19 protein-coding genes are annotated in these 22,584 nt (G+C 65.0%); 8 read left to right on the forward strand and 11 right to left on the reverse strand.

Translation table 11 applies throughout. From position 1 onward, the window contains the following. Nucleotides 1-7 precede the first annotated feature (7 nt). The 4 genes from BBTA_RS13980 to BBTA_RS13995 form a co-directional block, all read right to left on the reverse strand. Complete coding sequence (locus BBTA_RS13980) at nucleotides 8-1,168, reverse strand: substrate-binding protein (RefSeq protein ID WP_012043137.1); 1,161 nt, start codon at nucleotides 1,166-1,168, stop codon at nucleotides 8-10. Nucleotides 1,169-1,212: 44 nt separating this feature from the next. Then, entirely contained in the window at nucleotides 1,213-2,088 is an 876-nt protein-coding gene (locus BBTA_RS13985; protein ID WP_256374709.1) for a nitrilase family protein, read from the reverse strand. A gap of 240 nt (nucleotides 2,089-2,328) precedes the next feature. Then, the gene (locus BBTA_RS13990; RefSeq protein ID WP_041751433.1) at nucleotides 2,329-2,952 is read right to left on the reverse strand and encodes an ANTAR domain-containing response regulator; all 624 of its coding nucleotides are present in this window, start codon (nucleotides 2,950-2,952) and stop codon (nucleotides 2,329-2,331) included. 14 nt (nucleotides 2,953-2,966) lie between these two features. Beyond that, nucleotides 2,967-4,142 (reverse strand): transporter substrate-binding domain-containing protein, encoded by a 1,176-nt coding sequence (locus BBTA_RS13995; RefSeq protein WP_012043140.1) that lies wholly within the window; start codon nucleotides 4,140-4,142, stop codon nucleotides 2,967-2,969. 439 nt (nucleotides 4,143-4,581) lie between these two features. Between BBTA_RS13995 and BBTA_RS14000 the strand changes: the two genes are divergently transcribed. From BBTA_RS14000 to BBTA_RS14015, 4 genes are all read left to right on the forward strand, one after another. After that, a complete protein-coding gene (locus BBTA_RS14000; protein ID WP_012043141.1) occupies nucleotides 4,582-5,661 on the forward strand; it encodes an AI-2E family transporter in 1,080 nt (359 codons plus the stop codon). Between the two features lie 433 nt (nucleotides 5,662-6,094). Continuing rightward, nucleotides 6,095-7,219 (forward strand): fatty acid desaturase, encoded by a 1,125-nt coding sequence (locus BBTA_RS14005; protein WP_012043142.1) that lies wholly within the window; start codon nucleotides 6,095-6,097, stop codon nucleotides 7,217-7,219. Nucleotides 7,220-7,946: 727 nt separating this feature from the next. Further along, nucleotides 7,947-10,118, forward strand: a complete 2,172-nt coding sequence (locus tag BBTA_RS14010; protein WP_012043143.1) for a DUF3141 domain-containing protein — start codon at nucleotides 7,947-7,949, stop codon at nucleotides 10,116-10,118. 19 nt (nucleotides 10,119-10,137) lie between these two features. Beyond that, nucleotides 10,138-11,256, forward strand: a complete 1,119-nt coding sequence (locus BBTA_RS14015; protein WP_049795359.1) for a CBS domain-containing protein — start codon at nucleotides 10,138-10,140, stop codon at nucleotides 11,254-11,256. Between the two features lie 32 nt (nucleotides 11,257-11,288). Here BBTA_RS14015 and BBTA_RS14020 read toward each other — a convergent pair whose 3' ends face one another. From BBTA_RS14020 to BBTA_RS14035, 4 genes are all read right to left on the reverse strand, one after another. Further along, nucleotides 11,289-12,251 (reverse strand): amidohydrolase family protein, encoded by a 963-nt coding sequence (locus BBTA_RS14020; RefSeq protein ID WP_012043145.1) that lies wholly within the window; start codon nucleotides 12,249-12,251, stop codon nucleotides 11,289-11,291. A gap of 148 nt (nucleotides 12,252-12,399) precedes the next feature. After that, nucleotides 12,400-13,809, reverse strand: coding sequence for a TolC family outer membrane protein (locus tag BBTA_RS14025; protein ID WP_012043146.1), 1,410 nt, complete (start codon nucleotides 13,807-13,809; stop codon nucleotides 12,400-12,402). A 455-nt stretch (nucleotides 13,810-14,264) separates the two neighbouring features. Further along, entirely contained in the window at nucleotides 14,265-15,044 is a 780-nt protein-coding gene (locus BBTA_RS14030; RefSeq protein ID WP_012043147.1) for an enoyl-CoA hydratase, read from the reverse strand. Nucleotides 15,045-15,127: 83 nt separating this feature from the next. Continuing rightward, nucleotides 15,128-15,508, reverse strand: a complete 381-nt coding sequence (locus BBTA_RS14035; protein WP_012043148.1) for a hypothetical protein — start codon at nucleotides 15,506-15,508, stop codon at nucleotides 15,128-15,130. A 341-nt stretch (nucleotides 15,509-15,849) separates the two neighbouring features. Between BBTA_RS14035 and BBTA_RS14040 the strand changes: the two genes are divergently transcribed. Together BBTA_RS14040 and BBTA_RS14045 are read left to right on the forward strand one after the other, a co-directional pair. Beyond that, complete coding sequence (locus BBTA_RS14040; RefSeq protein WP_083780654.1) at nucleotides 15,850-16,395, forward strand: sigma-70 family RNA polymerase sigma factor; 546 nt, start codon at nucleotides 15,850-15,852, stop codon at nucleotides 16,393-16,395. A gap of 3 nt (nucleotides 16,396-16,398) precedes the next feature. Beyond that, nucleotides 16,399-17,037, forward strand: coding sequence for an NrsF family protein (locus BBTA_RS14045; RefSeq protein ID WP_012043150.1), 639 nt, complete (start codon nucleotides 16,399-16,401; stop codon nucleotides 17,035-17,037). 120 nt (nucleotides 17,038-17,157) lie between these two features. Here BBTA_RS14045 and BBTA_RS14050 read toward each other — a convergent pair whose 3' ends face one another. Together BBTA_RS14050 and BBTA_RS14055 are read right to left on the reverse strand one after the other, a co-directional pair. Continuing rightward, nucleotides 17,158-18,267, reverse strand: coding sequence for a DUF2336 domain-containing protein (locus BBTA_RS14050; protein WP_012043151.1), 1,110 nt, complete (start codon nucleotides 18,265-18,267; stop codon nucleotides 17,158-17,160). 15 nt (nucleotides 18,268-18,282) lie between these two features. Further along, complete coding sequence (locus BBTA_RS14055; RefSeq protein WP_012043152.1) at nucleotides 18,283-19,431, reverse strand: GGDEF domain-containing protein; 1,149 nt, start codon at nucleotides 19,429-19,431, stop codon at nucleotides 18,283-18,285. Between the two features lie 423 nt (nucleotides 19,432-19,854). Here BBTA_RS14055 and BBTA_RS14060 point away from each other — a divergent pair, with 423 nt between their 5' ends. Both BBTA_RS14060 and BBTA_RS14065 read left to right on the forward strand, forming a co-directional pair. Beyond that, the gene (locus BBTA_RS14060) at nucleotides 19,855-20,424 is read left to right on the forward strand and encodes a sigma-70 family RNA polymerase sigma factor (protein ID WP_012043153.1); all 570 of its coding nucleotides are present in this window, start codon (nucleotides 19,855-19,857) and stop codon (nucleotides 20,422-20,424) included. Beyond that, the gene (locus BBTA_RS14065) at nucleotides 20,421-21,302 is read left to right on the forward strand and encodes a zf-HC2 domain-containing protein (protein ID WP_012043154.1); all 882 of its coding nucleotides are present in this window, start codon (nucleotides 20,421-20,423) and stop codon (nucleotides 21,300-21,302) included. The genes BBTA_RS14060 and BBTA_RS14065 overlap by 4 nt, the downstream gene beginning before the upstream one ends. A gap of 314 nt (nucleotides 21,303-21,616) precedes the next feature. Here BBTA_RS14065 and BBTA_RS38155 read toward each other — a convergent pair whose 3' ends face one another. Beyond that, entirely contained in the window at nucleotides 21,617-22,507 is an 891-nt protein-coding gene (locus BBTA_RS38155) for an ATP-grasp fold amidoligase family protein (protein ID WP_168167893.1), read from the reverse strand. Between the last annotated feature and the right edge of the window lie 77 nt (nucleotides 22,508-22,584).

Genomic DNA, 22,584 nt, shown 5'->3' on the forward strand with positions numbered 1-22,584 from the left:
TAGACGATCAGGACTTGCCCGGGCACTGCGCGCCAGGATCGACGTTCTTGAAGCTCTGGATGACCTTCACGCTGCCGTCGGCCTGGACCTGGCCGAGATACATGGTCAGCGGCGCATGGCGCTGCTTGTCCATCTTGATGGTGCCGCGCGGACCCTCGACCGAGACCTCGGCCAGCGCCTTCAAAACCTTGTCCTGGTCGGTGCTGCCAGCCTTCTCGACGGCAGCCTTGTAGGCGTAGACCGCTTCGTACTGCGGAACAGACAGATCGTTCGGCGTCTTCAGCTCGGCGCCGAACTTCTTGGCCATCGACGCCAGGAAGGTCTTGTTGGCGGGCGTGTCGATGCCGGTCACGTAGGACGCCGACAGGTAGATGCCAGCGGCATCCGCGCCCATGCCCTTGGCGGTGCCCTCGTCGACGGCGAGATTGCCGTAAGGCAGGGTCACGCCGGCGGCGCGCAACTGCTTGGTCAGCGTCACATTCGGCGCGCCGCCCGCGGTCGAGGTGATCAGCGCATCCGCGCCGGAGGCCTTGAGCTTGGAGATGATCGAGGTCCAGTCGGAGCCGTCCATCGGCAGATACTCTTCACCGACCACCTTTCCGCCGGTCTTCTCGATGTACGTCTTGGTGAAGCCGAGCATGCCGCGGCCGAAGGCGTAGTCGGAACCGATCAGGAAGTAGCTCTTCGCCTTCTTCTCCTTGTTGAAGTAGTCGACGATCGGCGGCACCTGCTGGTCCGGCACCCAGGCATTGACGTAGAGATAGGGGCTGCAGGACTTGCCTTCGTAGAACGAGGTGTAGATGTAGGGCGTCTTGCCGCGGGCGACGATCGGCAGGCCGGCGTTGCGCGCCGCGCTGGTCTCCATCGAGATCAGCACGTTGACCTTCTTCTGGAAGATCAGCGCGTCGAACGCCTTCTGGGCGCCGGCGGCGCCGGACGCATCATCGGCAACCTCGAGCTCGAGCTTGCGGCCGAGCACGCCGCCCTTGGCGTTGATCTCCTCCACCGCGAGCTCGGCGGACTGCACGACCGACGGCGCGACGACGGAGTTGGCGCCGGACAGGCCGACGGGGACGCCGATCTTGATCGGATCGACGGCAAGAGCAGGGGAGAGCGTGGTCGCTGCTAGGGCGAGCGCCAGCGAGGTCGTCAGCAAACGCGATGTCATCGGTTGTCCTCCATGAATGGTCGAAATGGAAAGGGCTGAAGCAGTCAGTACCAGCCGCGCTTGACGTCGCTGCCGAGCATCTCGTCATAGACGTCGGAGCGACGATCACGCAGAACCTGATTGAAGGCGTTCCAGTTGCGGGCACGGCGAGCCTCGCCGAGCGCCACGTCGGCAATCACGATTTCCTCCTTGTCGCGGCTCGCAGGGCCGGCGACCGGCCAGCCGGTGTAGCTGACGATCAGGCTCTGCCCTTCGAAGGGCTGGCCGCGCTCGACGCCGACGCGGTCGGCGCAGGCGATGAAGATCGAGTTGGAATGCGCGGCCGCCATCGCCAGGATATTGGCCATCGCCTCGCGGCCCTCGGCCTGGCCGGGGATCGGAACCCAATTGGTCGGCACGCAGACGATGTCGGCGCCCTGCAGCGCGTTGAGCCGGTAGCTCTCCGGAAACCAGCCATCGTAGCAGATCGCCATGCCGATGCGACCGATCTCAGTGTGGTAGACCGGGAAGCCGAGATTGCCGGGCTCGAAATACAGGTTCTCCTCGTTCCAGAGGTGCACCTTGCGAAAGCTGCCGATATAGCCCTTCGGCCCGATCAGCACGGCGCTGTTGTAGAGCTTCGTGCCGTCGCGCTCGCAGATGCCGGCGACGAGATGCAGGCCGTGCTTGGCCGCGATCTCGCTCCAGGCGGTCACGGCCGGGCCGCCGGGGATGGTCTCGGACGCCGCGAACGCCTCCTCGCGTGACTTGAACACGTAGCCGGAGGAGGCGAGCTCGGGCAGCACCACGAGCTTTGCTCCCATCGCGACCGCCTGTTTGATCAGATCGAGGCTGTGGGCGAGGTTGGTCGCCAACTCGCCGACCATCGGCTGCATCTGGATGCAGGCGATCCGCACTTTGCTGTCATCATCCGTTGTCAAGGCACGAGTCTCCGTTGCGTTCGCGAGGTTCGCGCGCGCCAAACAAAAAGCCCCCGACTGCGCCTTGCGGCGCAATGCGAGGGCTGCATAGCCTGATGTGAAATGGCCGACCGGCCATTGGCGGACATCCGATGTCCGCGACGGCCTCAAGTAATTCCCATGCGCGAAACGAAGTCAACGCCGTCGCTTGCAAAAAATTGAGGCCGCCGCTGCCCAACCCGTGAGCGCGGAACGGCGCGCTCAGCGCGAAACTGGCGCATCAAGCACCCCCAATCCGCCGAGCGTCTCCTGTGCATTGATGATCGAGATCGCGATGTCGGCCATCGCCACGCGCTTCTGCGTCGCCTGCGCGCGGATCAGCTCATAAGCCTCGACCTCGCCGACCTGCTTCAGCCCCATCAGGATCTTCACCGCTTTGTCGACGTCGCGCCGCGCCTTCAACGTCTCCTCGAGCTTCTGCACCTTGCCCTCGAGCCGGCGCGTATAGCCGCGCAGCGAGCGCGCGAGCACGAGCGAGGACAGGATGCCGAACGAGCGGATCGGCTTGTTGACGACGCCATGGGCGTTGCTGTCGAGCAGGCGCTTGAGGATCGTCGGGTTCTCGTAGTCGACGATGGCGATGAAGGTGAGGGGATGATCGCTGGTACCTTCGGGAAAGATCATCTCCTCCGAGGTCTCGATCAACTGGAACACGGTGTCGATGTCGTGCGGGATCGCGGCCGGCGGAGGCCAGACGCCGCGGACGTTGCAGCCGATGCGCTTCAGCTGGTCGATCAGGGCGTCGCCCTCGGCATCGCGCGGATGGATCACCAGCACGCGCGCGCCGCGCAGATCCTCGATGAGGCGGCGCACACCAGGCTTCATGCGGTCATCCGGCCTCATGCTGACAGCGCCTCTTCGCTCAGCCAGCGGCCGCCGATCGGCGACACCGAGAGGTAGGGATCCGGCTTGATCGGGCTCTTGCTCTCCCAGACGATGTCGAACTGGCCGTCGGCCCGGACGCGCCCGATGCGCGGCGTCACCCAGACATGGTTGTTGTCGGGATCGATCCGGATCGGTCCTTCCGGCGCCTCGAGGCTGAGGCCGAGCGCGGCCTCGACCAGCTTCTGCGTATCGAGGCTGCCGGCCTGTTCCAGCGCCCGCGCGAACAGCTTGATCTGCGCATAGGCCGAGGCGCTCCACATGCTGACCGGCGTCTCCATGCCGAAGGCCGCCGCGAACGCCGTCTTGAAGCGGTCGTTGCTGTCGCGCGCGAGCGTGCCGAAATAGCTCGCTGCGGTGAGGTGGCCGACGCAGTATTCGGCGCCGATGGCGCGAACCTCGCCTTCGGCCATGGTCAGGCTCGCGATCGGCAGCCGCTTCGGGTCGAAGCCCGCGGCCGCATACATGCGATAGAAGCGCTGCGCAGTGCGGCCGACGATGGTCGAGAACACGACGTCGGGCGCGGCCTCCCTGATGGCATCGAGCCCGCGCGTCAGCTCGGCGTCTCCCGCCTCCATCGTCACATATTGCTCGCCGACGACGCGGCCCGCATAGGACTCGACGAGGTCGCGCATGATGCGGTTGGACTCGCGCGGATAGATGTAGTCCGAGCCGATCAGGTAGACCCGTGGACCATGCTTGCGCACGATGTATTCGGCGAGTTGGAACGCGTTCTGGTTCGGCGCCGGTCCGGTGTAGATCACGTTCGGCGAGTATTCGAAGCCTTCGTAGAGCGACGGGTACCAGAGCAGGCCGTTGCGGCGCTCGATCGCCGGCAGCACCGCCTTGCGCTCGGCCGAGGTCGAGCAGCCGAAGATCACGGAGGCGCCGTCCTCGGTCAGCAGGCGGTCGGCGAGCTTGCGGAAGGTCTCGGGCTGCGAGCCCGGATCATAGGCGATGACCTCGATCTCGCGGCCGAGCACGCCGCCGGCCTTGTTGATTTCCTGGATCGCGAGCGCCGTACCGAAGAAGTGCTCGGACTCGGTGACCTCCATCAGGCCACTGCGCGAGAACAGCACGCCGACGCGCCAGACATCCTTGTCGGATGATTTTGCGGTCGGTGTCGTCGTCATCATCATGCCTCCAGGTCGGCGGGCCGGTCGCGCCGGCTCGGAAAGCGCGGACTATTGCGGCTTGCCGTGCGCTTGGCAACGGGGCAGGGCCTGCAGAAGGTTCCGTGCCAGGACAGGCCGCAGCCGTGGCTGAGCCTGGACCATCGTCACGAATGGCCCGGGGAGATCGCGTGCGATCTGGCGGTCGGCCTCTGCGCGCTGCGAACTGGCAGGCGTCATCGGAGGCGTTGCGGTCGGTTCGGTCGGCCGGTGCCGAACGTGGTATGGGCTGCGAAAGTGGCGGGAGATGTGATGCAATTTGCGGTCTCGATCGCGACCGGATGGAGCCCGAATGGCGCGTTGCCGCGTTGACCGCTGCTGAATTCGGCGATACGCGGCTCGCGACGCCCGGAAGACCAAGCCGCGCGTCCAGATGTCGCGGCCAGACTGGAAAGTGGAAATGCGCAGCTTCGAAGATCGAGTTCTTCTGGTCCTGCTCGTCGCGATCACGCTGACGCTCGGCTGGATCCTGCTGCCGTTCTACGGAGCCGTGCTGTGGGGCCTCGTCGGCGCAGTCGTCTTCGCTCCGCTTCACCGCCGACTGGCGCGATCGATGCACGGCCGAGATGGCCTCGCTGCCGCCGTGGTGGTGCTGCTCGTCGTCCTGATCGTGATCATTCCGCTGTCGCTGATCGGGGCGGCGCTGGCGCAGCAGGCGACCGGTGTCTACGCACAGGCGCAGTCCGGCCAGCTGGATATCGGGCAGTACTTTCAGAAGATGATGGAGGCGCTGCCCACCTGGGTGGTCGACCTGCTCAACAGGTTCGGTCTCGGCAGCCTGGCCGGGCTGAAGGACAGGCTGTCCGCCGTGCTGCTGCGCGGCAGCCAGATGATCGCAGGTCAGGCCCTCAACATCGGCCAGGGAACCTTCGAGTTCTTCGTCAACCTGTTCCTCATGCTGTATCTGCTGTTCTTCCTGCTTCGCGACCAGGACGCATTGTCGGAGCGCATCGCGACCGCCATTCCGCTGCGGACCGAGCAACGCAATGCACTGCTGCACAAGTTCACGGTCGTCATCCGCGCGACCGTGAAGGGCAATCTGGTCGTGGCGCTGGCGCAGGGCGCGCTGGGCGGTCTGATCTTCTGGTTCCTCGGCATCACCGCGCCGCTGCTATGGGCCGTCGTGATGGCGTTCCTCTCACTGCTTCCGGCGGTCGGAGCAGGGCTGGTGTGGTTTCCGGTCGCGCTCTATCTGCTGGCCACCGGAGCGATCTGGCATGGTGTGATCCTGATCGCCTATGGCGCGCTGGTCATTGGCCTCGTCGACAATCTGCTGCGTCCCATCCTCGTCGGCCAGGACACCAAGATGCCTGATTATGTCGTGCTGATCTCGACCCTGGGCGGGATCGAGGCGTTCGGCCTCAACGGCTTCATCATCGGCCCGGCGATGGCGGCGATGTTCATCGCGATCTGGAGCATGTTCTCCGACGCACGACGCGACGGGGCGTTCGTGCAGGAGACCCCGCCCGGGCCGGGATGAAGGCGCGCGGTGCACGATTCGGTGGTCATGGCAAGCCCCAGGGGATCTGGCTGCCTTCCGTCCGGACCGGCCGGGGCAGCGATCGAGCCCGAACGCGCTATCGTTCCTGGCGCGCGCCCCGGAAAGACCCGGAGGAGGCACAGCAACGCCTCATTGACGCAGCAATTCAGGGGGGGATTAACGGAACGTAATCCGCCATCTCCTAGCAATGAGGAGGCTGGCGGGTTACCTTACACAGATCCGCCCTGTGCGCTCTCTTACTCGCTCCTGACGGGCGTAGACGTCCCAGACTCCTCTTCCAGACCGGTTCATCGCCAGGGCGCATGATGAACCATTTGGCTTCGACCACGGTTAGACCAGCGAAGGCGCATGGTTTCGAACTCCTGCAGCCGGTTCGGCGGTGCTCAGGGGGCAATTGGCGCGCGGTCGCGACATGCGCGATCGCCAAGAACACAAGGTGGAGACGACATTGCAATTCGATCAGCCAGTCGCGATGGCGGCTGTGCAGCCCAAGGACTCCGCACCCCCACGTACTGGCCATGACCAAGGCCGCGCGACGGCCGATGCCCGGTACTGGATGCAGATTCTCAGCAACTACCGCACGCCCAGCCGCATGCGCAGCATCGTCGAACTGGTGATCACGGCGGTGCCGCTGGTGGCGTTGTGGACGGCAGCCTGGTTCGCGTTCTCGCTCGGCCATGCCTGGGCGTCGTTGCTGATCGCGATTCCGGCCGGCGGCTTTCTGGTGCGGCTGTTCATGATCCAGCATGATTGCGGCCATGGCACGTTCTTCGCTGGGCGCCAGGCGAACGACTGGGTCGGCCGCGTGCTGGGCGTGCTGACCTTGACGCCGTACGACTGGTGGCGACGCGCGCATGCGATCCACCACGCCACCAGCGGCAATCTCGACCGCCGCGGCATCGGCGATATCGATACGTTGACGGTGCGCGAATATCAGGCGCTGTCGGCCTTCGCGCGGCTGCGCTACCGGCTTTACCGCCACCCCCTGGTGATGTTCGTGGCCGGGCCCGCTTATTTGTTCTTCCTGCAGCACCGCCTGCCGTTCGGCTTCATGCGCGCCGGCTGGTCGCCCTGGATCAGCACGATGGCCACCAATCTCGGCATCGCCCTGGTCGTCGCCGGACTGATGTGGCTGATCGGCATCCAGGCCTTCCTGGTCGTGCATCTGCCGATCATGCTGCTCGCCGCCATGGCCGGCGTCTGGCTGTTCTATGTCCAGCATCAGTTCGAGCACACCGTCTGGGAGCGGGACGGGCGCTGGACGCAGCAGCAGGCCGCGCTTTACGGCAGCTCGCATTACGATCTGCCGGCCTGGCTGCACTGGCTCACCGCCAATATCGGCATCCACCACGTCCATCATCTGTCGAGCCGGATTCCCTACTACCGGCTGCCGGTCGTGCTGCGCGATCATCCTGAGCTGCGCGAGATCGGCCGCATCACGCTGCCCGAAAGCCTGCGCTGTGTCCGGCTGGTGCTGTGGGACGAAGCGCAAAGCCGCCTGGTATCCTTCCGCGACGCCAGGGCTGCGAGGCGATAAAACCGTACAGCCTCGCCATCGTCGTTCGGGCAGGGCTATTGCATATGGCGGTCGACGTGTTGCGCCCAGGCGTTTCCACGTCGTCATGGCCGGGCGTGTCCCGGCACCCACCTGGTCCGGCGCCCTCGCGACGATGTGGATGCCCGGCCTTCGCCGCGCCGAAGCGGCTTCCACCGTGCAGGCGGGACAAGCGCCGCATGACGGCGCAACTTATTGGCAGACGTTCGCGCCACGCTTGCTCCATGCGACAGATGCGACCGCACTTTATTCCGGGCAGGGCCGCAGGCCTTGACGCCGGAATCCGAGATTGTCGCGCGTCCATCGGCGTCGCCGTCATCCGACGCGGCTGCGCAAGAACTCATGACCAAGACATGTAAATTTCGCAGACGTCGCGCAGACGTGCTCCAGCGTTCTTAAGTCATCTCGCTTCGCACGCGATGACGTGGACGTTGTGCAGTGCTCCGCCTTCGGCAGGTTGTCGGCGACGTGGCGTAGCTCAAATGGTCGTGAAGCTCCCGCGACGATCAAGTGCTTCTGTCCTGCACATGCCGGAATTTGCTCGGAGGTCAATGGGATCTCCGTCTGCGGCACCGGGGTCTAAGGAGCGCTGCGGGGCGCTGTCGCGCTCTTGCCTTTCGGGCGATTGTCATTCTATTTAAGAACGAAACAGTATCGTTTTATAATGCGGGCGTGCAGGCAGCTGCGCGGGTTCAAAGGAAATCGATCCATGTCAGTCGGAGAAGACCGGGCCTTCGGCATTGCGCCTTCGAACCCATTCGTCCTCGCGTTCGCCTATCTGCGCGATGCTGCCGAACGCAGCGTGTTGTTCTGGGACGTCATGCGTCAGCGCGCCGACGAACATCGCAAGCGCAGCCTGCAGACGGCGCCGCACGTTCTCGACTACGCGTTCGAGATTCTCCGGGACGGACGCAATTTCGAACGCCCGGTCAATTACGCCCTGCTTCGAATCGTCCCGCCAGCGGGGGAGGAGATCAGCACCACGCGCCGGCCTTTTGTCGTCATCGATCCACGCGCCGGGCACGGTCCGGGGATCGGCGGCTTCAAGGCCGACAGCGAAATCGGCGAGGCCCTGAGGGCAGGGCATCCCTGCTATTTCGTGGGGTTCACGGCCGACCCGATGCCCGGCCAGACCATCGAGGACATCGTTCGGGCCGAAGCAGTCTTCCTGGAGCACGTCATCTCCTTGCATCCCGACGCCGATGGAAAGCCGTGCGTGATCGGCAACTGCCAGGCCGGCTGGGCTGTGATGATCCTGGCGGCGCTTCGGCCCGAGCTCTTCGGGCCGATCATCATCGCGGGCGCCCCATTATCCTATTGGGCAGGCGTGCGCGGCAGGAATCCGATGCGGTACTCCGCAGGCCTGCTCGGCGGCAGCTGGCTGACCGCTTTCACCAGCGACATGGGGGACGGCAAGTTCGACGGCAGCTGGCTGGTGCAGAACTTCGAAAACCAGAATCCAGCGAATACGCTCTGGAGCAAACAATACAACGTCTATTCGAAGATCGACACCGAAGCCTCGCGCTATCTCGACTTCGAGCGTTGGTGGGGCAGACATGTGAACCTCAACGCCGAGGAAATGCAGTTCATCGTCGACGAGTTGTTCGTCGGCAACAGGCTTGCTGCCGGCCACATCCGGACCTCCGAGGGCAATGCAGTCGATCTGCGCAACATCCGCTCGCCGATCGTTGTCTTCTGTTCGAAAGGCGACAACATCACGCCGCCGCAGCAGGCATTGGGATGGATCCTGGATCTCTACAGCGACGTCGATGAGATCAGATCCTACGGTCAGACCATCGTCTACACGGTCCACGAAACCGTGGGCCATCTCGGAATCTTCGTGTCCAGCGGCGTCGCCAAGAAGGAATACCGCGAGTTCGCCGGAAATATCGACCTGATCGATCTGCTGCCGCCCGGTCTCTACGAGGCGACGTTCGAGCACGCCGACGATGCCGCAGACGCGGCGCTCGTTTGCGGCGACTGGGTCATGCATTGCCGGGAGCGAACGCTCGACGACATCAGGGCCATGGGCGGCAATACGAGCGATGACGAGCGGCGCTTTGCCACCGTCGCCCGTGTGTCGGAGATCAACCTGTCGCTCTATCGGACCTTCGTCCAGCCCGCGATCAGAGCATCGATGACGCCACAGGCCGCCGAGTGGCTTCGCCAGGTTCATCCGCAGCGCATGCAATACGCGCTTTTCAGCAATCTGAATCCGTTGGTGAAGCCCATTGCCGAGCTTGCCGAGCAGATTCGAACGCACCGCTCTCCGGTATCTGCCGACAATCCCTTCCTGCTGGCACAGGAGGCCGTCTCCGGGCAGATCGTGTCCGCGCTCGACGCTTGGCGCGACCACCAGGAGAAGCTCAGTGAATCGATCTTCCTGGCTGTTTACGGTTCACCCGTTCTGCAGGCCGCCGTCGGAATCGATCGCACGGCCGCTGTCTCCGATCGTCCAGTGGAATCGCAGCTGCATCGTGAACTGCTGCAACTGCGTGCCGCCGAGCTGAGGTCGCACATCTCGAGCGGCGGTCTGCTTGAGGCGGCCATTCGAGGGCTGATCTTCGTCGGGATGGCCCAGGAAGGCATCGATGAGCGCGCTCTCCACGCGCTGCGGCTGATCCGCCCGCGCACGGAAGGCGCGCGGTTGACGCTGGCCCAATTCAAGGCGATGGCGCGCGAACAGTTTGACCTGCTGCTTCTGGATCAGGAAGCGGCGCTTGCCGCAATTCCGGGACTGCTGCCGGCTGATGCCGGCCAGCGGAGCGAGAGCCTTGCGGTCATCCGCGACATCGTCAGCGCAGGCGGTGAGGTGACGCCCGAGGCTGGCAGGCGGCTGGCCCGGGTCCAGCAGCTGTTTGGGGCGGTCGGAACGAATTGAGCAGAGGAAGGAGCGATCCATGTCGGTGGCAGATACCGCGTCCTGGGACGGCAGCAGCCATATCGGCGGAACGTCGACGGCGACGGCCGTGCACGAAGCTGGAGGAAAGCGCCGGATGAGCACGGCCCGCGACGTCATGACCACTGCCGTCGTATCGGTCTTCGCGGACACGCCGGTCCGCGAGATTGCGAGGCTGCTCCTCGGCCAGGGCATCAGCGCGGTGCCCGTGGTCGATGCTGAAGGTTTGCCGCTCGGGATGGTCAGCGAAGGCGACCTGATGGGGCGAAACGATCTGGAGCGGGTGGCGGGCACAGAGTGGTGGCTTCAGCTGCTGGCCGGGCAGGAGGAGGTGCATCGTGATTGGCCGGCCAGCGCGCATGTCCTGGCGAGAACCGCCCGCGATGTCATGTCGGCACCGGTTGTTGCAGTCGGCGAAGATACCAGCGTTCCCGAGATCGCACGGCTCTTGACGGCCCACCGGATCAAGCGCGTACCGGTCGTCCGCGACGGCCGCATCGTCGGCATTGTCAGTCGCGCCAACCTTCTCGCCGTGCTGTTGTCACAGGAGGAGACCGCGATGTCCCGGCACGAGAACGGGGTGCTATCACGCGCCCTTGCCAGTCTCGACGGGCAGTTTCTGCATCGCCGCCGACCAGCCGAAGCCCCTGAGGCGCGGCGTCCCGTCAGCCGATCGGAGGAGGAGCTCCCGCTGGCGGCGGACTTCCGGGATCTGGTGGACGAATTCGAGCGCCATGAGGGGGAACAGCGCAATGCCCTTCGCGAGGCAGCCGCCGCACAGCGCCGGCAGCAGGTGAAGGACTTGATCGATCGGCATATTTCCGACGACAAATGGCGAACCCTGCTCCACCTCGCGCGCGAAGCAGCGCATCGCGGCGAGAAACAGCTCATGCTGTTGCGTTTTCCCAGCGGGCTCTGCATCGACGGTGGCCGCGCTGTCAACGTTGCCGAGCCGGGCTGGAATGCGACGTTACGCGGCGCAGCAGCAGAGATGTATCTGCGCTGGGAGCGGGATCTGAAACCGCATGGCTTTCGGCTGACGGCGAGCGTGCTCGAATTTCCCGATGGCCTCCCGGGCGACATCGGGCTGTTTCTGATCTGGGGAGACACGCAGGAGTGACCGGACCGGACTCCTAATGGCGGTCATGCGCATCAAAACCCGTACAGTCGTGCCGGATTGTCGACCAGGATCTTCTTGCGGATCGTGGCGTCCGGGGCCCACACCGGCAGCTGGTTCATCAGGCGGCCGTCGTCGATCGCGTAGAACGGCCGGACGTCCGTCACCTTCAATTCGGGATGCGGCGAGGAATCCGGATGCGGCCAATCGGTGCCCCAGACGATGCGGTCGGGGTTGGCTGCGATCAACGCCTGCGCAAACGGGATCACGTCGGCGTAGTCGGGGCCGCGGGTCGAGGCGCGGTAGGCGCCGGAAATCTTGACATAGGCCTTGCCACTGCGGACGAGATCAAGGAGGTCGGCGAAGCCGGTCTGCTCGAGGCCGAGTTCGGCCTGCGCACCGCCAAAATGATCGAACACCGCCGGGACCGGCGACTGCATCACGAGATCCTTGATGGCTGCGATCATTGGCGTGTTGGTGTAGAGCTGGACGTGCCAGCCGCGCGCTTTGATGCGCTCGACCGCGGCCTGGAAGCGGGCGCGGCCGACATTGGGATCGTTGATGCCGCCGGTCGCAAGGTTGAGACGGATGCCGCGGAAGCCGTCCGCGTTCATCGTATCGAGTTGTGCCTCGGTCGTCTTGTCGTCGATCACGGCGACGCCGCGGGCGTCGTTGCCGCGCGCCTTCATGCCGAACAATGTCGCTGAATTGTCCGTGCCGTAGACGCTCGGCGTGACGATGACGACGCGCTGGATGTGCAGCGCCTTGTGCAACGCGGCCATCTCCTCGGGCGACGCCGGCTCCGGCGTGTAGACGCGGGTGGCGGCGAACGGAAATTTTTCGGGATCGCCGTGGATGTGGGTGTGACAATCGCAGGCGCCGGCCGGAACGTCGAAGTCGACGGGTGTCGCGGGTTGCGAAGGCTTGGCGCGGGCTGTGGTGGTCATCGTCACTCCGGCGGCGAGCGAGGCCAGCAGCAGGCTGCGGCGGTTGAGCATGGTGATCCTCCCCGGATGTCGCGCGTGCGTTGCGGGTGACGCGCGTGATGTCGAAGGATGAGCGTGAACCGGCGCGGCGCAGGGGGCAAGAGCGAAGACGCGGGCCGAGAAACTCGGCCCGCTCGCGAATGGCCCTTGATGACGATCGCTACTGCCCCGAGGGCGTGCGCAGGCCGTGCCAGGCGTCACGAACCTGATGGTAGTGAACCTCCGGCAGATAATCGGGCGTGTTCAGGTTGAGATTCTTGACGTCGAGCCGGCCGATCGCGCTCAGCAGCGTGTAGGAGGCGATGACGCGGTCGCGCTGGGCGCCGATCAGGCGCGCCTTGGCCTGGATCAGATCGGCCTGCGAGTTCAGCACATCGACGGTGGTGCGCTGGCCGCCTTGCGCCTCGCGCGAGACGCCCTGCAGCGCGACGGTCGCGGCTTTGACCTCGGCCTCGGAGGCGCTGACCGCAACCTTGGCGCCTTCATTGGCCACCCAGGCGCTGATCACGGCGGTGCGCGCCTGGTTGCGCACCTGGTCGAGGACGAGACGGCTCTGCGCCGCGACCTCCTTGGCCTGGCGGGTCTGCGAGGCGGCCGTGCCGCCATCATAGATCGGTGCGGTGACGTTGCCGAGGATCGAGGCTTGGTCGGTCCCGAACGTGCCGAGCGTCTGGTCCGAATCGCGGCTGCGGCTGACGCTGCCCTGCACGGTCACGCTCGGCAGCAGGGCGCCCTCGGCAACCTTGATGGCCGTCGAAGCCACGTCGACGTCGAAGCTCGCCGCGGCCACGGCCGGGTTCTCTTTGTTGGCCAGGGCGATCGCGTCTTCGCGACTGCGCGGCAGCAGGCGATCGACCGGATCCGCGGCGCGCAATTGGCCGGGCGCCATGCCGATCACTTGCGCGTAAGTCGCCTGGCTGATCGCGAGATTGACCTCGGCGGCGTTGAGATCGGAGAGTCCGCGGGACAGCCGGGCCTCGGCTTGGGATGCATCGGTCGGTGTCACGTCGCCGGCATTGAGACGGCGCTGCGTCACCGCCAGGGTTTCGCGCAGGAATGCGACGTTCGAGCGCTGCGCCTCGACCAGCGACTGGTTCGCCAGCACGTTGGTATAGGCGGTCACGGCATCGAGCAGGATGCCCTGGCCGACATTGCGCAACGCCTCGCGCCCCGACTGCACCTGCAGCTCGGCCACCCGTACGCTGTTGGCGGTTCTAAACCCGTTGAAGAGGGTCTGTGTGACGGTCAGCCCGATGGTCCAGGGCTTCAGCGTCTGGCTCTGAATCGCGTTGGTCGGAAGCAGATTGCGCACCGCCTGCAGGCCGGCCCCGAGAGTCGCGACAAGCTGGGGGCGGTAACCCGCCAGCGCCTGCGGTACGTTCTCATCGGTTCCGCGCTGCCGGGCGCGCTCGGCATTGAGGGCCGGGTTGGTCTGGTAGGCCTTGGCCAGCGCGGCGGCGAGATCCTCGGCGCGGGACGGCGAGCAGAAGGCGACGACCCCCGTCGCGATGGCCAAGCCAATGCCGAACCGCCGCGTCCTCCCGGTGAATTGCTTGCCCCGACCCACCATCTGACACCGCCGCGCCTCATGACCTTAACCGGTTGTTTACCTGTTTAGGGCGGACGGCTGCCACACACAAACCATCGGTGTGGATTCGGGTTGGCTTTTCCATGGTTTGTTGTGGCGGTCTCGCCACAGACCGCCATGCGGGACCACGCAAATACATGCGATCAGGTCAGCCGATAGCGCCATCGCTTCATGCTGTTGTAAGCGAGGCATGATGCGCGGCCAAAACCGCGAGACGCGCCGCACGCGGAGGCTGCGAATCGCACCGGCCTGTCGCGAGCCATTGGCGACTTGCCCGCCTTGTATCTCTCCGCGTCCTCGCAAGGAGACATCGATGTGCGTCGAAAGGTGCTGTGCGGCTGAGGGAGCAGGGGGTGACAACTGATCACATCCCCCGCCGTCCTCAGACCAGCTCGCTCCGCCTCATCACGACGAGGCGGGCGTCTGCAGCGCTGCTCTCAGCGGTTCTTGTTGACCGGCTTGCGCTTCTCGATGAACGCGGCCATGCCTTCGGCGCGATCCTCGAGCGCGAAGGTAGCGTGAAACAGGTTGCGCTCGACATTCATGCCTTCCGAGAGCGGAGTTTCGAAGGCGCGGTTCACGGCTTCCTTGGCCATGGCCGCCGCCGGGCGCGACATCGACGCGATCTTCTCGGCCGCGGCCATCGTCTCTTCCATCAGCCGGTCCGCCGCCACGACGCGGCTGACGAGGCCGGAGCGCTCCGCTTCCGCCGCATCCATCATGCGGCCGGTCAGGCAGAGGTCCATCGCCTTGGCCTTGCCGATGGCGCGCGTCAGGCGCTGGGTACCGCCGATGCCGGGGATGGTGCCGAGCGTGATTTCCGGCTGGCCGAATTTCGCGGTGTCGGCCGCGATGATGAAGTCGCACATCATCGCGAGCTCACAGCCGCCGCCGAGGGCGTAGCCGGCCACCGCCGCGATGGTCGGCTTGCGGCAGCGCGCGACCCGGTCGCCGCCAATCGCGGTGAAGTCGCTCGAGAACATGTCGATGAAGCTCTTGGGCTGCATCTCCTTGATGTCGGCGCCGGCGGCAAAAGCCTTCTCACTGCCGGTGATCACGATGCAGCCGATGGCGTCGTCGGCCTCGAGGTCGTCGACGGCCGCGGCAATCTCGCGGAAAACGCCGAATGACAGCGCATTGAGCATCTTGGGCCTGTTCAAGGTAATGACCCCGACCGCGCCTTTGCCTTCGACGATGATGTGCTCGTAAACGCTCATGATCCTACCCCGCAAATCGAAACAGCGGGCAATGTGCCCGCTGGTGGGTTGCGCATCAAGTAGGAGCAGCGCCGCGCGGCGTCTCAGATCATGAACATCCGCGCCGCCGAGCCCAAGGTGAGCAGGGTGCCACAGGCGATGAAGATCTTGCCGATGATCGAGGCCTTGTCCCAGCCCGAACTGTCGTCATTGCTGACCGTCACGAGGTTCACGGTGACCGGCTCGGCCTGGGCCGGCTCGGCTGATGCCGCGTCGGTAGCCTGCGTCATCGGTGCGGGCGGCGCCTCCGCCTGCGGCGCAGGGGACACCTCCTGCTTGGCCGGCGCGCTCGTGTCAGACCCGACCGGAAGGAACGGGCTGAAAGTCTGAGTTTCGGCCGCGCGCGCCAATCCAGTGCCGGTGAGGCTGAGTACGAGCGCGGCGGCAATGATCAATGCTGAACGTCCACTGGCTTGGATCGTCATCGTCGGCCTTCTCCCCGTCCCGCCAGCCCAGCCGAGAGTGAGACCCCGACAGATGTCGAGAACGGGGCAGAACTTGGGTATCTTCCTGCCGCCCGAGGCAAAAGCAGGGCGAGGCCGCAATCATGCTGGCCCGCCCTCGATGATATGGTCCAGTGCCCGATCCTGCTCCGTGCAATTCGGTGCTATGGAAGCAGGGTTGAGACTTGCGTGCGGCCATGATCTGGGTATGGCGGAACTCGGCTGGTTCCATGGCTGCGCAGGTGATCACGAATTCGTGAATGTCTCGGCGGCGGAGTAACAGCGCGCGACGACGGGCGAATAATCGGGGGTGGAAGCGTCAGGTGCGCGAGCGTGACGACGAGTGGACGGCCTGGATGCGCCAGGCCATCGCCGGAGACGATGAGGTCTATCATCGGTTGCTGAAGGCGATCACGCCGGTGCTGCGCGCAGCTTCACGGCGCGGGCTTTCGCGCGCCGGTCAGCCCGTTGATCAGTCCGAGGACATCGTGCAGGACATTCTGTTGGCGGTTCACCTCAAGCGGCACACCTGGGACGTCGATGCGCCGTTCGCCCCATGGCTGTTCGCGATCGCGCGCAACAAGCTGATCGACGCGCTGCGGCGGCGCGGCCGGCGGGTGTTCGTCGACATCGACGATTTCAGCGAGACGCTGGCCGACACGCCGCCCGCGCCGACCGTCTCTGCCGGCGAGGTCGAGGCGCAATTGAAGACGCTGCCGCAGCGTCAACGCGACGTGCTGCAGTCGATCGCCGTGGAGGCGAGTTCGATCAAGCAGACGGCGGAAAAATTTTCGATGACCGAGGGCGCGGTGCGCGTGGCGCTGCATCGCGCGCTCGCCAGCCTCACGGCCAAGCTACGGGACAATTGAGCCATGGACACCGATCAGCTTATCCGCTCGCTCGCGGCCGACAATGCCCAACGGGCGCAGCCCGTGGGCATCGTGCTGGCGCTGGCGCTGATGGCGGCGACGCCGGTCTCGACCGCGATGCTGCTCATCGGCCTCGGCATCCGGCCCGACATCTGGCTCGCGGTGCGCAATCCGTTCTTCGATCTCAAATTCGTGGTGACCACCGCGCTGGCTATTCCGGCGCTTATCATCAGCCTGCATCTGTCGCGGCCCGAAGCGTCGCTCCATGGCTGGAGCTGGCTCCTGATCGCGCCGGTCCTGGTCCTCGTCGGCGGCATCGTGGCGGAGATGATGGTGCCGCAGCGCGCGCCGATGATGGCGCGGCTGGTCGGCCATAACTCGATGCTGTGCGTCAGCGCGATTCCCGTCTTGTCGCTGCCGCTGCTGGCGGCCGCGCTGTTCGGGCTGCGCCATGGCGCACCGTCGCGCCCGGCGTTGGCCGGTGCGATCGCCGGCCTGGTTTCGGCGGGACTGGCCGCGACGCTCTATGCCGCGCACTGCACCGACGATTCGCCGCTGTTTGTCGCCACCTGGTACACGATCGCGGCGCTGGTCGTGGCCGGCCTCGGCGCCGGGATCGGTGCGCGGGTGCTGCGTTATTGATGCACGAGAGCTAGATCATGATGCGTTTCCACGGAAACGCATCATGATCTTTCCTCTTTGTTTGAGCATGATCTTTTCGGAAGACCGGTTTCCACTTGTCCGGATCATGCTCTTGAGCGATCAGGCCTGTGCAGGCGTTGCGGCATCCTGAACCCGATGGAAGCGCAGCACCTGTTGTGCCGTCGACGGCCTGAGGCGCTCGTAAGTGGCCTTGCTGGCGACGAGGTCAGTTGGTCCTGTGCCGGCGAGCTCATCCCGCATCAGGATGATCGACTTGACCGTCGGCCAAGACAGGCCTGCCACCTTGGCGAGGATCATCACGCCTTCGGCGCGGCTCTCCACCATGATGCTTTCGGCGACCGCGACCGGGACGTTGGCCATCGCTGCGACCGCGGCATTGGCCTCGTCGAACTTCCGGCTTTCGGTGAACTGGGCGACGAGCTGATCGTCCAGCCGGCCATCGGCGTGCAGCGACCGGATCAGCCGATGTGCAATTTCCGTCTGGCTGGTCAACGCCACCGTCGCCGAGCGGGCACGGCGGCCCGCGGTCCTCACCGCCTGGGAGACTTCCTGCGCCAGTTTGGGGTTCGCCGTTTCCAAACGCGCGCGGACCGCCGCGGAAGCCTTGGCCACAAGCTTCAGAAAGAGGTGGCGCGGCAGATCAGGCCGCAACGCGAGACATGCAGCCAGATCGCCATCCTGTGCGGCGCGATCCAGGAGCGCGTCGACGCTGCGTTCCGACAGATCGGCGCCGGGATTGCTGACGGTGCTGTGGACGACCTCGTCATTGCCGCGCCGGAGCAGGATGTCGGTTACGGCGCGGCTCAGCACCCGGCGGATGGAAATCGCGAGCAGATGCGCCTGGCTCTTGGTCTGGGCGGTCCTGATCAGCGCGGCCTCATCGAGCCGTTCCGATTTCGATAGTATCGGACCGGCGACCTCGATGGCATCGTCATCGGCCAGCCGGGCGAGCGTTTTCGGCGGTGCGCAGTCGATCGGTGCCAGCCGGCTGGCGAGCAGGGCGCGCGCCGATGTTTCGATATGCGCGATCAGGCATTCGAAGACGTCGTCGAACAGCGCGACCTGGTCGTCGGCGAAGTCTGGTGCGCCGTCGATGAACAGGTCGGTGACCTTGCGCAGGGTCTCGACACGACGCGCGACGGTGCCGTTCGCGAGCGTGTCCTGCAGCTCGTCCAGCAGGCTCTCATTGGGCGCTGGCTTGCCACTCATCCCGGCGCGCTCCCGTCAGGCGCGGGTGACGCGATTGCGTCCCTGGGCCTTCGATGCGTAGAGCGCACGATCGGCGCGGGACAACAGCGACTCGGTGGTCTCGTCGCCGCGCGAGGTCGCAACGCCGGCCGAGAATGTCACCTGCAGGCCGGCCGAGAATGCGCTCCAGTCGAGATCGGCGATGATCTGGCGCAGGCGCTCGGCGAGCCGGCAGGCCGGGTCTAATGGTGCGCCGGGCAGGACAAGCAGGAACTCCTCGCCGCCATAGCGGCCGAACCGATCGCTGCTGCGGATATTGGCGAACATCGTGATGGCAAAGGTGCGCAGCACGTCGTCGCCGGTCGGATGGCCGTGCTCGTCATTGATGCGCTTGAACCAATCGAGGTCGATCAGCATCACCGAGCATGGCTTGCCGGTCTGCCGCGACCGCGTCAGCTCCTCCTCGAGCACATGCATGATGGATCGCCGGTTGAGCGCGCCGGTGAGCTCATCGAGCTCGGCAAGCTCCTCGATCCGGCGATACGCCTCTTTCAGCTTCAGGCCGCGCTGATACAAGGACTCGCGCAGCGAACTCGAGAAGATGCCGAGGAACATGCAGCCGGCGATCGTCAGCACGAACACCAGCAGCGTGGCGAGCCGCTCCAGCGCACCGCCAGTGGGCATGCCGAGCGGCTTGTCGGTTAGCAGGAACAGTCCGGCGAGGCCGAGTGCCAGGAAGGTCCAGCAGATCGCGGTCTGGCGCGGCGTCGCCCGGAGCGAGCTGAAGCCGACGACGAGGTAGAGCGTGCACAGGAACACGATGCTGACCTCGGGCGCGACGTAGCAGAAGGCCACCGTGAACATCATGCTCACGATCGACTGCGGAACGACCAAATAGTGGTCCCTGAAGCGCTCGTTGAAGCCGCTCTCCGACAACAAGGTCCACAGCGCGACGGTGGCTAGTCCGATGGCTGCGTAGACCGGCGCGATCGAGGCCGGCACGGTGCCGGCCTGCGCGTAGATCAGGAGGATGACGGCATCGATCAGGTAGCAGCCCGCGATCATGGCATAGATCTGCCGCCGCTGGCCGACGCGGCGAGCGCGAACGTCGCGAGACGGCGGCGGCTTGACGCCGCGCGTGTCGGCAACGATCGAAGGTGAAAGAGGCGGTGCCGTCGTGCCCATGTGCTCGCAATTCGTCGTCGCTGGCTGAAAATCTACGTGGGAAAGCCTTTAACTTTGGTATCTATGCACGTGTGGTGATGCGGTGGCGACGAACCGCCGCCGCGCGCCGCGACCGCAAAATCACGGGCTTTTCGTCGTGTGAGCCTCAGCGAACCCGGTGTCGGTCAGGAGCTGTCGACATCGACGCTTGATCGGCACTTGGAGCCGGAGGCCGGAAGGTAGCGGAGGGGTATGAGCGACGATGGGTCTGAACAGGGGATGCGAGAACGCGCCGGCCGGGGTGCGCCGGGAGACCGCATGTCGGACGGCGGAACTGTGCGCCAGCTCACAGTCAGGGACGTATGTTTCCGGTATTTTGAAGAATTTTGCGGTTGAATTCGAACCGCGTCCTCATTCCTCCAGACCAACCTTGCGAGACGGCCATTGAGCGTGACAGCGGCGGCGTCGGATGAAGCCCTGATGGCCAGGATCGCCCAAGGCGATCGGCTCGCCATGCAGGTGCTGTATGGCCGGCACCATGTCAGGGTGTACCGTTTCGGGCTCCGGCTCGTACGGGACGAACAGGTGGCGGAAGACCTCATCAGCGAGGTCTTCCTGGATGTGTGGCGTCAGGCCGGCAAGTTCGAGGGCCGTTCTGCCGTCTCGACATGGCTGCTGGCGATCACGAGATTCAAGGCGCTGTCGGCACTTCGGCGCCGCAAGGACGTTGAGCTGGAAGACGAGGCCGCGAACGCGATCGAGGATACGTCCGATGATCCGGAAATCGCGGTCCAGAAGAAGAATACCGGGGAAGCCCTGCGCAAGTGCCTGACCGCGCTTTCGCCTGACCACCGGGAGATCGTCGATCTCGTCTACTACCACGAGAAGTCCGTGGAGGAGGTGGCCGAGATCGTCGGAATTCCGGAGAATACCGTCAAGACGCGCCTGTTCTATGCGCGCAAGAAATTGGCCGAACTCCTGAAGGCGGCCGGCATTGAGCGAGGCTGGCCATGATGGCTTTGAGCAACAAGATGCTGGACCACGAGCCCAGTGAAATCGAACTGCTGCTGCCCTGGTATGCCGCTGGCACGCTGAACGCGCGCGACATGCGCCGGGTCGAGGAGGCGCTCGCCAGCGATCCCGATCTCGCGCGTCAATATGCCGAGATCCAGGGCGAATATGCCGAGACCATTGCCCTCAATGAAACCCTCGGGGCGCCGTCGATGCGGGCGATGCAGAAGCTGTTCGCCGCGATCGATGCGGATCCGACGCAGAAGCCGGCCGTCGCGCCCGGCATCGGCGCCCGTCTTCTGGCGTTCTTCGAGAGCCTTTCGCCGCGCACATTGGCCTGGACGGTCAGCCTCGGCGGATTGCTGGTGCTGATCCAGGCCGGGGTCATCGGCGCGGTGCTGATGCGGTCGCAGGTCGCGAGCTTTGAGACGGCCTCGCTCCGCCAGGACAAGCTCGTCGCCAATGAGCCCATGAGCAAGTCAGCTCCCGCCCTGCCAGGTGCCAGCGCGCCTGCCCCAAGGATGGCCGCGCCGCCGCCGAGCCCCGCCGCACCAGCTGCGGCCGACCGGGCCGAGAGCATGGCCCGCTCGCGCGTGGCCGAGGCGCCGGCGCCGGCGGCTCCGCTGATCCGCGGCCTCGGACCACAGGTGGCTGCATCGGCGGCGCCCGCCTATGCGCTGGTTCGGTTCGCGCCGGATGCGCGGATGGCCGATATCACGGCGCTGCTCGATTCCTACCAGGGAACGATCGTCGAGAGCGCAAGAGGCGGGACCTTCAAGCTGCAGCTCGGCGACCGACCGTTGTCCAAGGCCGAAGCGGACGGCCTCATCGGTCGGCTGGCGCGGGAGAAGATCGTCGGCCTTGCGGTGGCCGCTCAATAGGCCGGCTCAATAGGTCGGGGCGAGACGTTGCGGCATCGGCCGAGGGCCGCAAACAGATCGTCAACGTTTTCGTGAACGTTCGGGAATTTTCCGCCTCGCTTTGAACGTGCCCGGCGGCGCCCCCGACAGAACGAATGTGGGAGCGGTGATCCCTCTCCCCAAAGCTATATAAGGCGCGAGCGCCCATCCACCCCAAGCGCCCATATGGCTCGAGCCGTCCGGTTGTCCCCCCGGACGGCTCTTTCATTTGCCCCCGACGGCTTGAGTCTGAGCTCGTCCGATGTGCCGGGGTATAGCGGTCTCAAGCGCGGTGCTCACCGTGCAGGACAATCCGGACGCGCCTTGATCTCGGAGAGCAGGCGTCTGCTGAAACCCGGCTCAGAGAATGGCTCCATGCCGGCTCCGGGGGTGAAGGTGAATTCGCCAAAGAACACCTGTCCTGCCTTTTCATAGAGATCGACTCTGACAAAATCGAATGGTCGGGACAGGTCCTGTGCGGCGTGACAAAGCGCCTCAAACTGTTTGGGTCTGACCCATGTTGTCGTCGGCTTGAAAGCGCCCAAGGTCAGGTTGAGCGGCTCGAAGTCGGGAGGTGAGAGCAGAATGCGCTCGTGCTCGATAAATCGATTGGCGTCGACCTGAACGAAGAGAATGCGTCCAAAGCTGCAGAAGAATTTGAAATCGCGCAGGTCCGAACCGTGTTCGGCGATGTTTTCTTCAATGATGATTTTGCGTTCCAGCGGCGCGTACTGACTTTCGCGAAAACTGTAGAAATAATTGTAGCGCCCGGCGCGATAGAGCTTCGTGAGATCGGGGCGGGCGTCCAGAAATTCCGTCGCTGCTGAACCGTGTGTCGGTTTGGCGACGAAATGCCGTCCCAGATGCGGTCCCATGGCCTCCGTAAAGCGATCGATGCTCATGCCTCGGATCGGGATGACCGCGACCGTTTCGGCAGCCTTGATTGCGGGATGGAGCTTGCTCGCTTCAAGTTTTGCAAACTCCTTGTCGACGCATCGAAGCTGTGTGCTGCTCCAGCCGCCGCGGCTCATCCGATCGACCAGGAAATCATGATAGTCCGCCTCCGGATCCTGCGGCGGCCTTGGCCGCCGGCCGAACACGCGGTTGAAGTGTCGGGCAATGAAGATCGCGTTGATCGGGGCGACGTTGGGCGCCAAGCGGCTGGCGTAATGTTCAATTCGTGACATGGCGCAATTCCGGTTCGAGGAGCCTGTGCTCCTTGCCGACATCGCCAGGACCGACCTTTGGGTCTCGGGGTCAAAGG

It is taken from the genome of Bradyrhizobium sp. BTAi1 (assembly GCF_000015165.1).
GTDB lineage: Bacteria > Pseudomonadota > Alphaproteobacteria > Rhizobiales > Xanthobacteraceae > Bradyrhizobium > Bradyrhizobium denitrificans.

Bases quoted from the DNA above. Each gene is read 5' to 3' on its own strand.
- BBTA_RS13980 (WP_012043137.1), bottom strand. From the start codon at position 1,168: ATGACATCGCGTTTGCTGACGACCTCGCTGGCGCTCGCCCTAGCAGCG.
- BBTA_RS13990 (WP_041751433.1), bottom strand. From the start codon at position 2,952: ATGAAGCCTGGTGTGCGCCGCCTCATCGAGGATCTGCGCGGCGCGCGC.
- BBTA_RS13995 (WP_012043140.1), bottom strand. From the start codon at position 4,142: ATGACGACGACACCGACCGCAAAATCATCCGACAAGGATGTCTGGCGC.
- BBTA_RS14000 (WP_012043141.1), top strand. From the start codon at position 4,582: ATGCGCAGCTTCGAAGATCGAGTTCTTCTGGTCCTGCTCGTCGCGATC.
- BBTA_RS14005 (WP_012043142.1), top strand. From the start codon at position 6,095: ATGCGCGATCGCCAAGAACACAAGGTGGAGACGACATTGCAATTCGAT.
- BBTA_RS14010 (WP_012043143.1), top strand. From the start codon at position 7,947: ATGTCAGTCGGAGAAGACCGGGCCTTCGGCATTGCGCCTTCGAACCCA.
- BBTA_RS14015 (WP_049795359.1), top strand. From the start codon at position 10,138: ATGTCGGTGGCAGATACCGCGTCCTGGGACGGCAGCAGCCATATCGGC.
- BBTA_RS14020 (WP_012043145.1), bottom strand. From the start codon at position 12,251: ATGCTCAACCGCCGCAGCCTGCTGCTGGCCTCGCTCGCCGCCGGAGTG.
- BBTA_RS14025 (WP_012043146.1), bottom strand. From the start codon at position 13,809: ATGGTGGGTCGGGGCAAGCAATTCACCGGGAGGACGCGGCGGTTCGGC.
- BBTA_RS14030 (WP_012043147.1), bottom strand. From the start codon at position 15,044: ATGAGCGTTTACGAGCACATCATCGTCGAAGGCAAAGGCGCGGTCGGG.
- BBTA_RS14035 (WP_012043148.1), bottom strand. From the start codon at position 15,508: ATGACGATCCAAGCCAGTGGACGTTCAGCATTGATCATTGCCGCCGCG.
- BBTA_RS14045 (WP_012043150.1), top strand. From the start codon at position 16,399: ATGGACACCGATCAGCTTATCCGCTCGCTCGCGGCCGACAATGCCCAA.
- BBTA_RS14050 (WP_012043151.1), bottom strand. From the start codon at position 18,267: ATGAGTGGCAAGCCAGCGCCCAATGAGAGCCTGCTGGACGAGCTGCAG.
- BBTA_RS14055 (WP_012043152.1), bottom strand. From the start codon at position 19,431: ATGGGCACGACGGCACCGCCTCTTTCACCTTCGATCGTTGCCGACACG.
- BBTA_RS14065 (WP_012043154.1), top strand. From the start codon at position 20,421: ATGATGGCTTTGAGCAACAAGATGCTGGACCACGAGCCCAGTGAAATC.
- BBTA_RS38155 (WP_168167893.1), bottom strand. From the start codon at position 22,507: ATGTCACGAATTGAACATTACGCCAGCCGCTTGGCGCCCAACGTCGCC.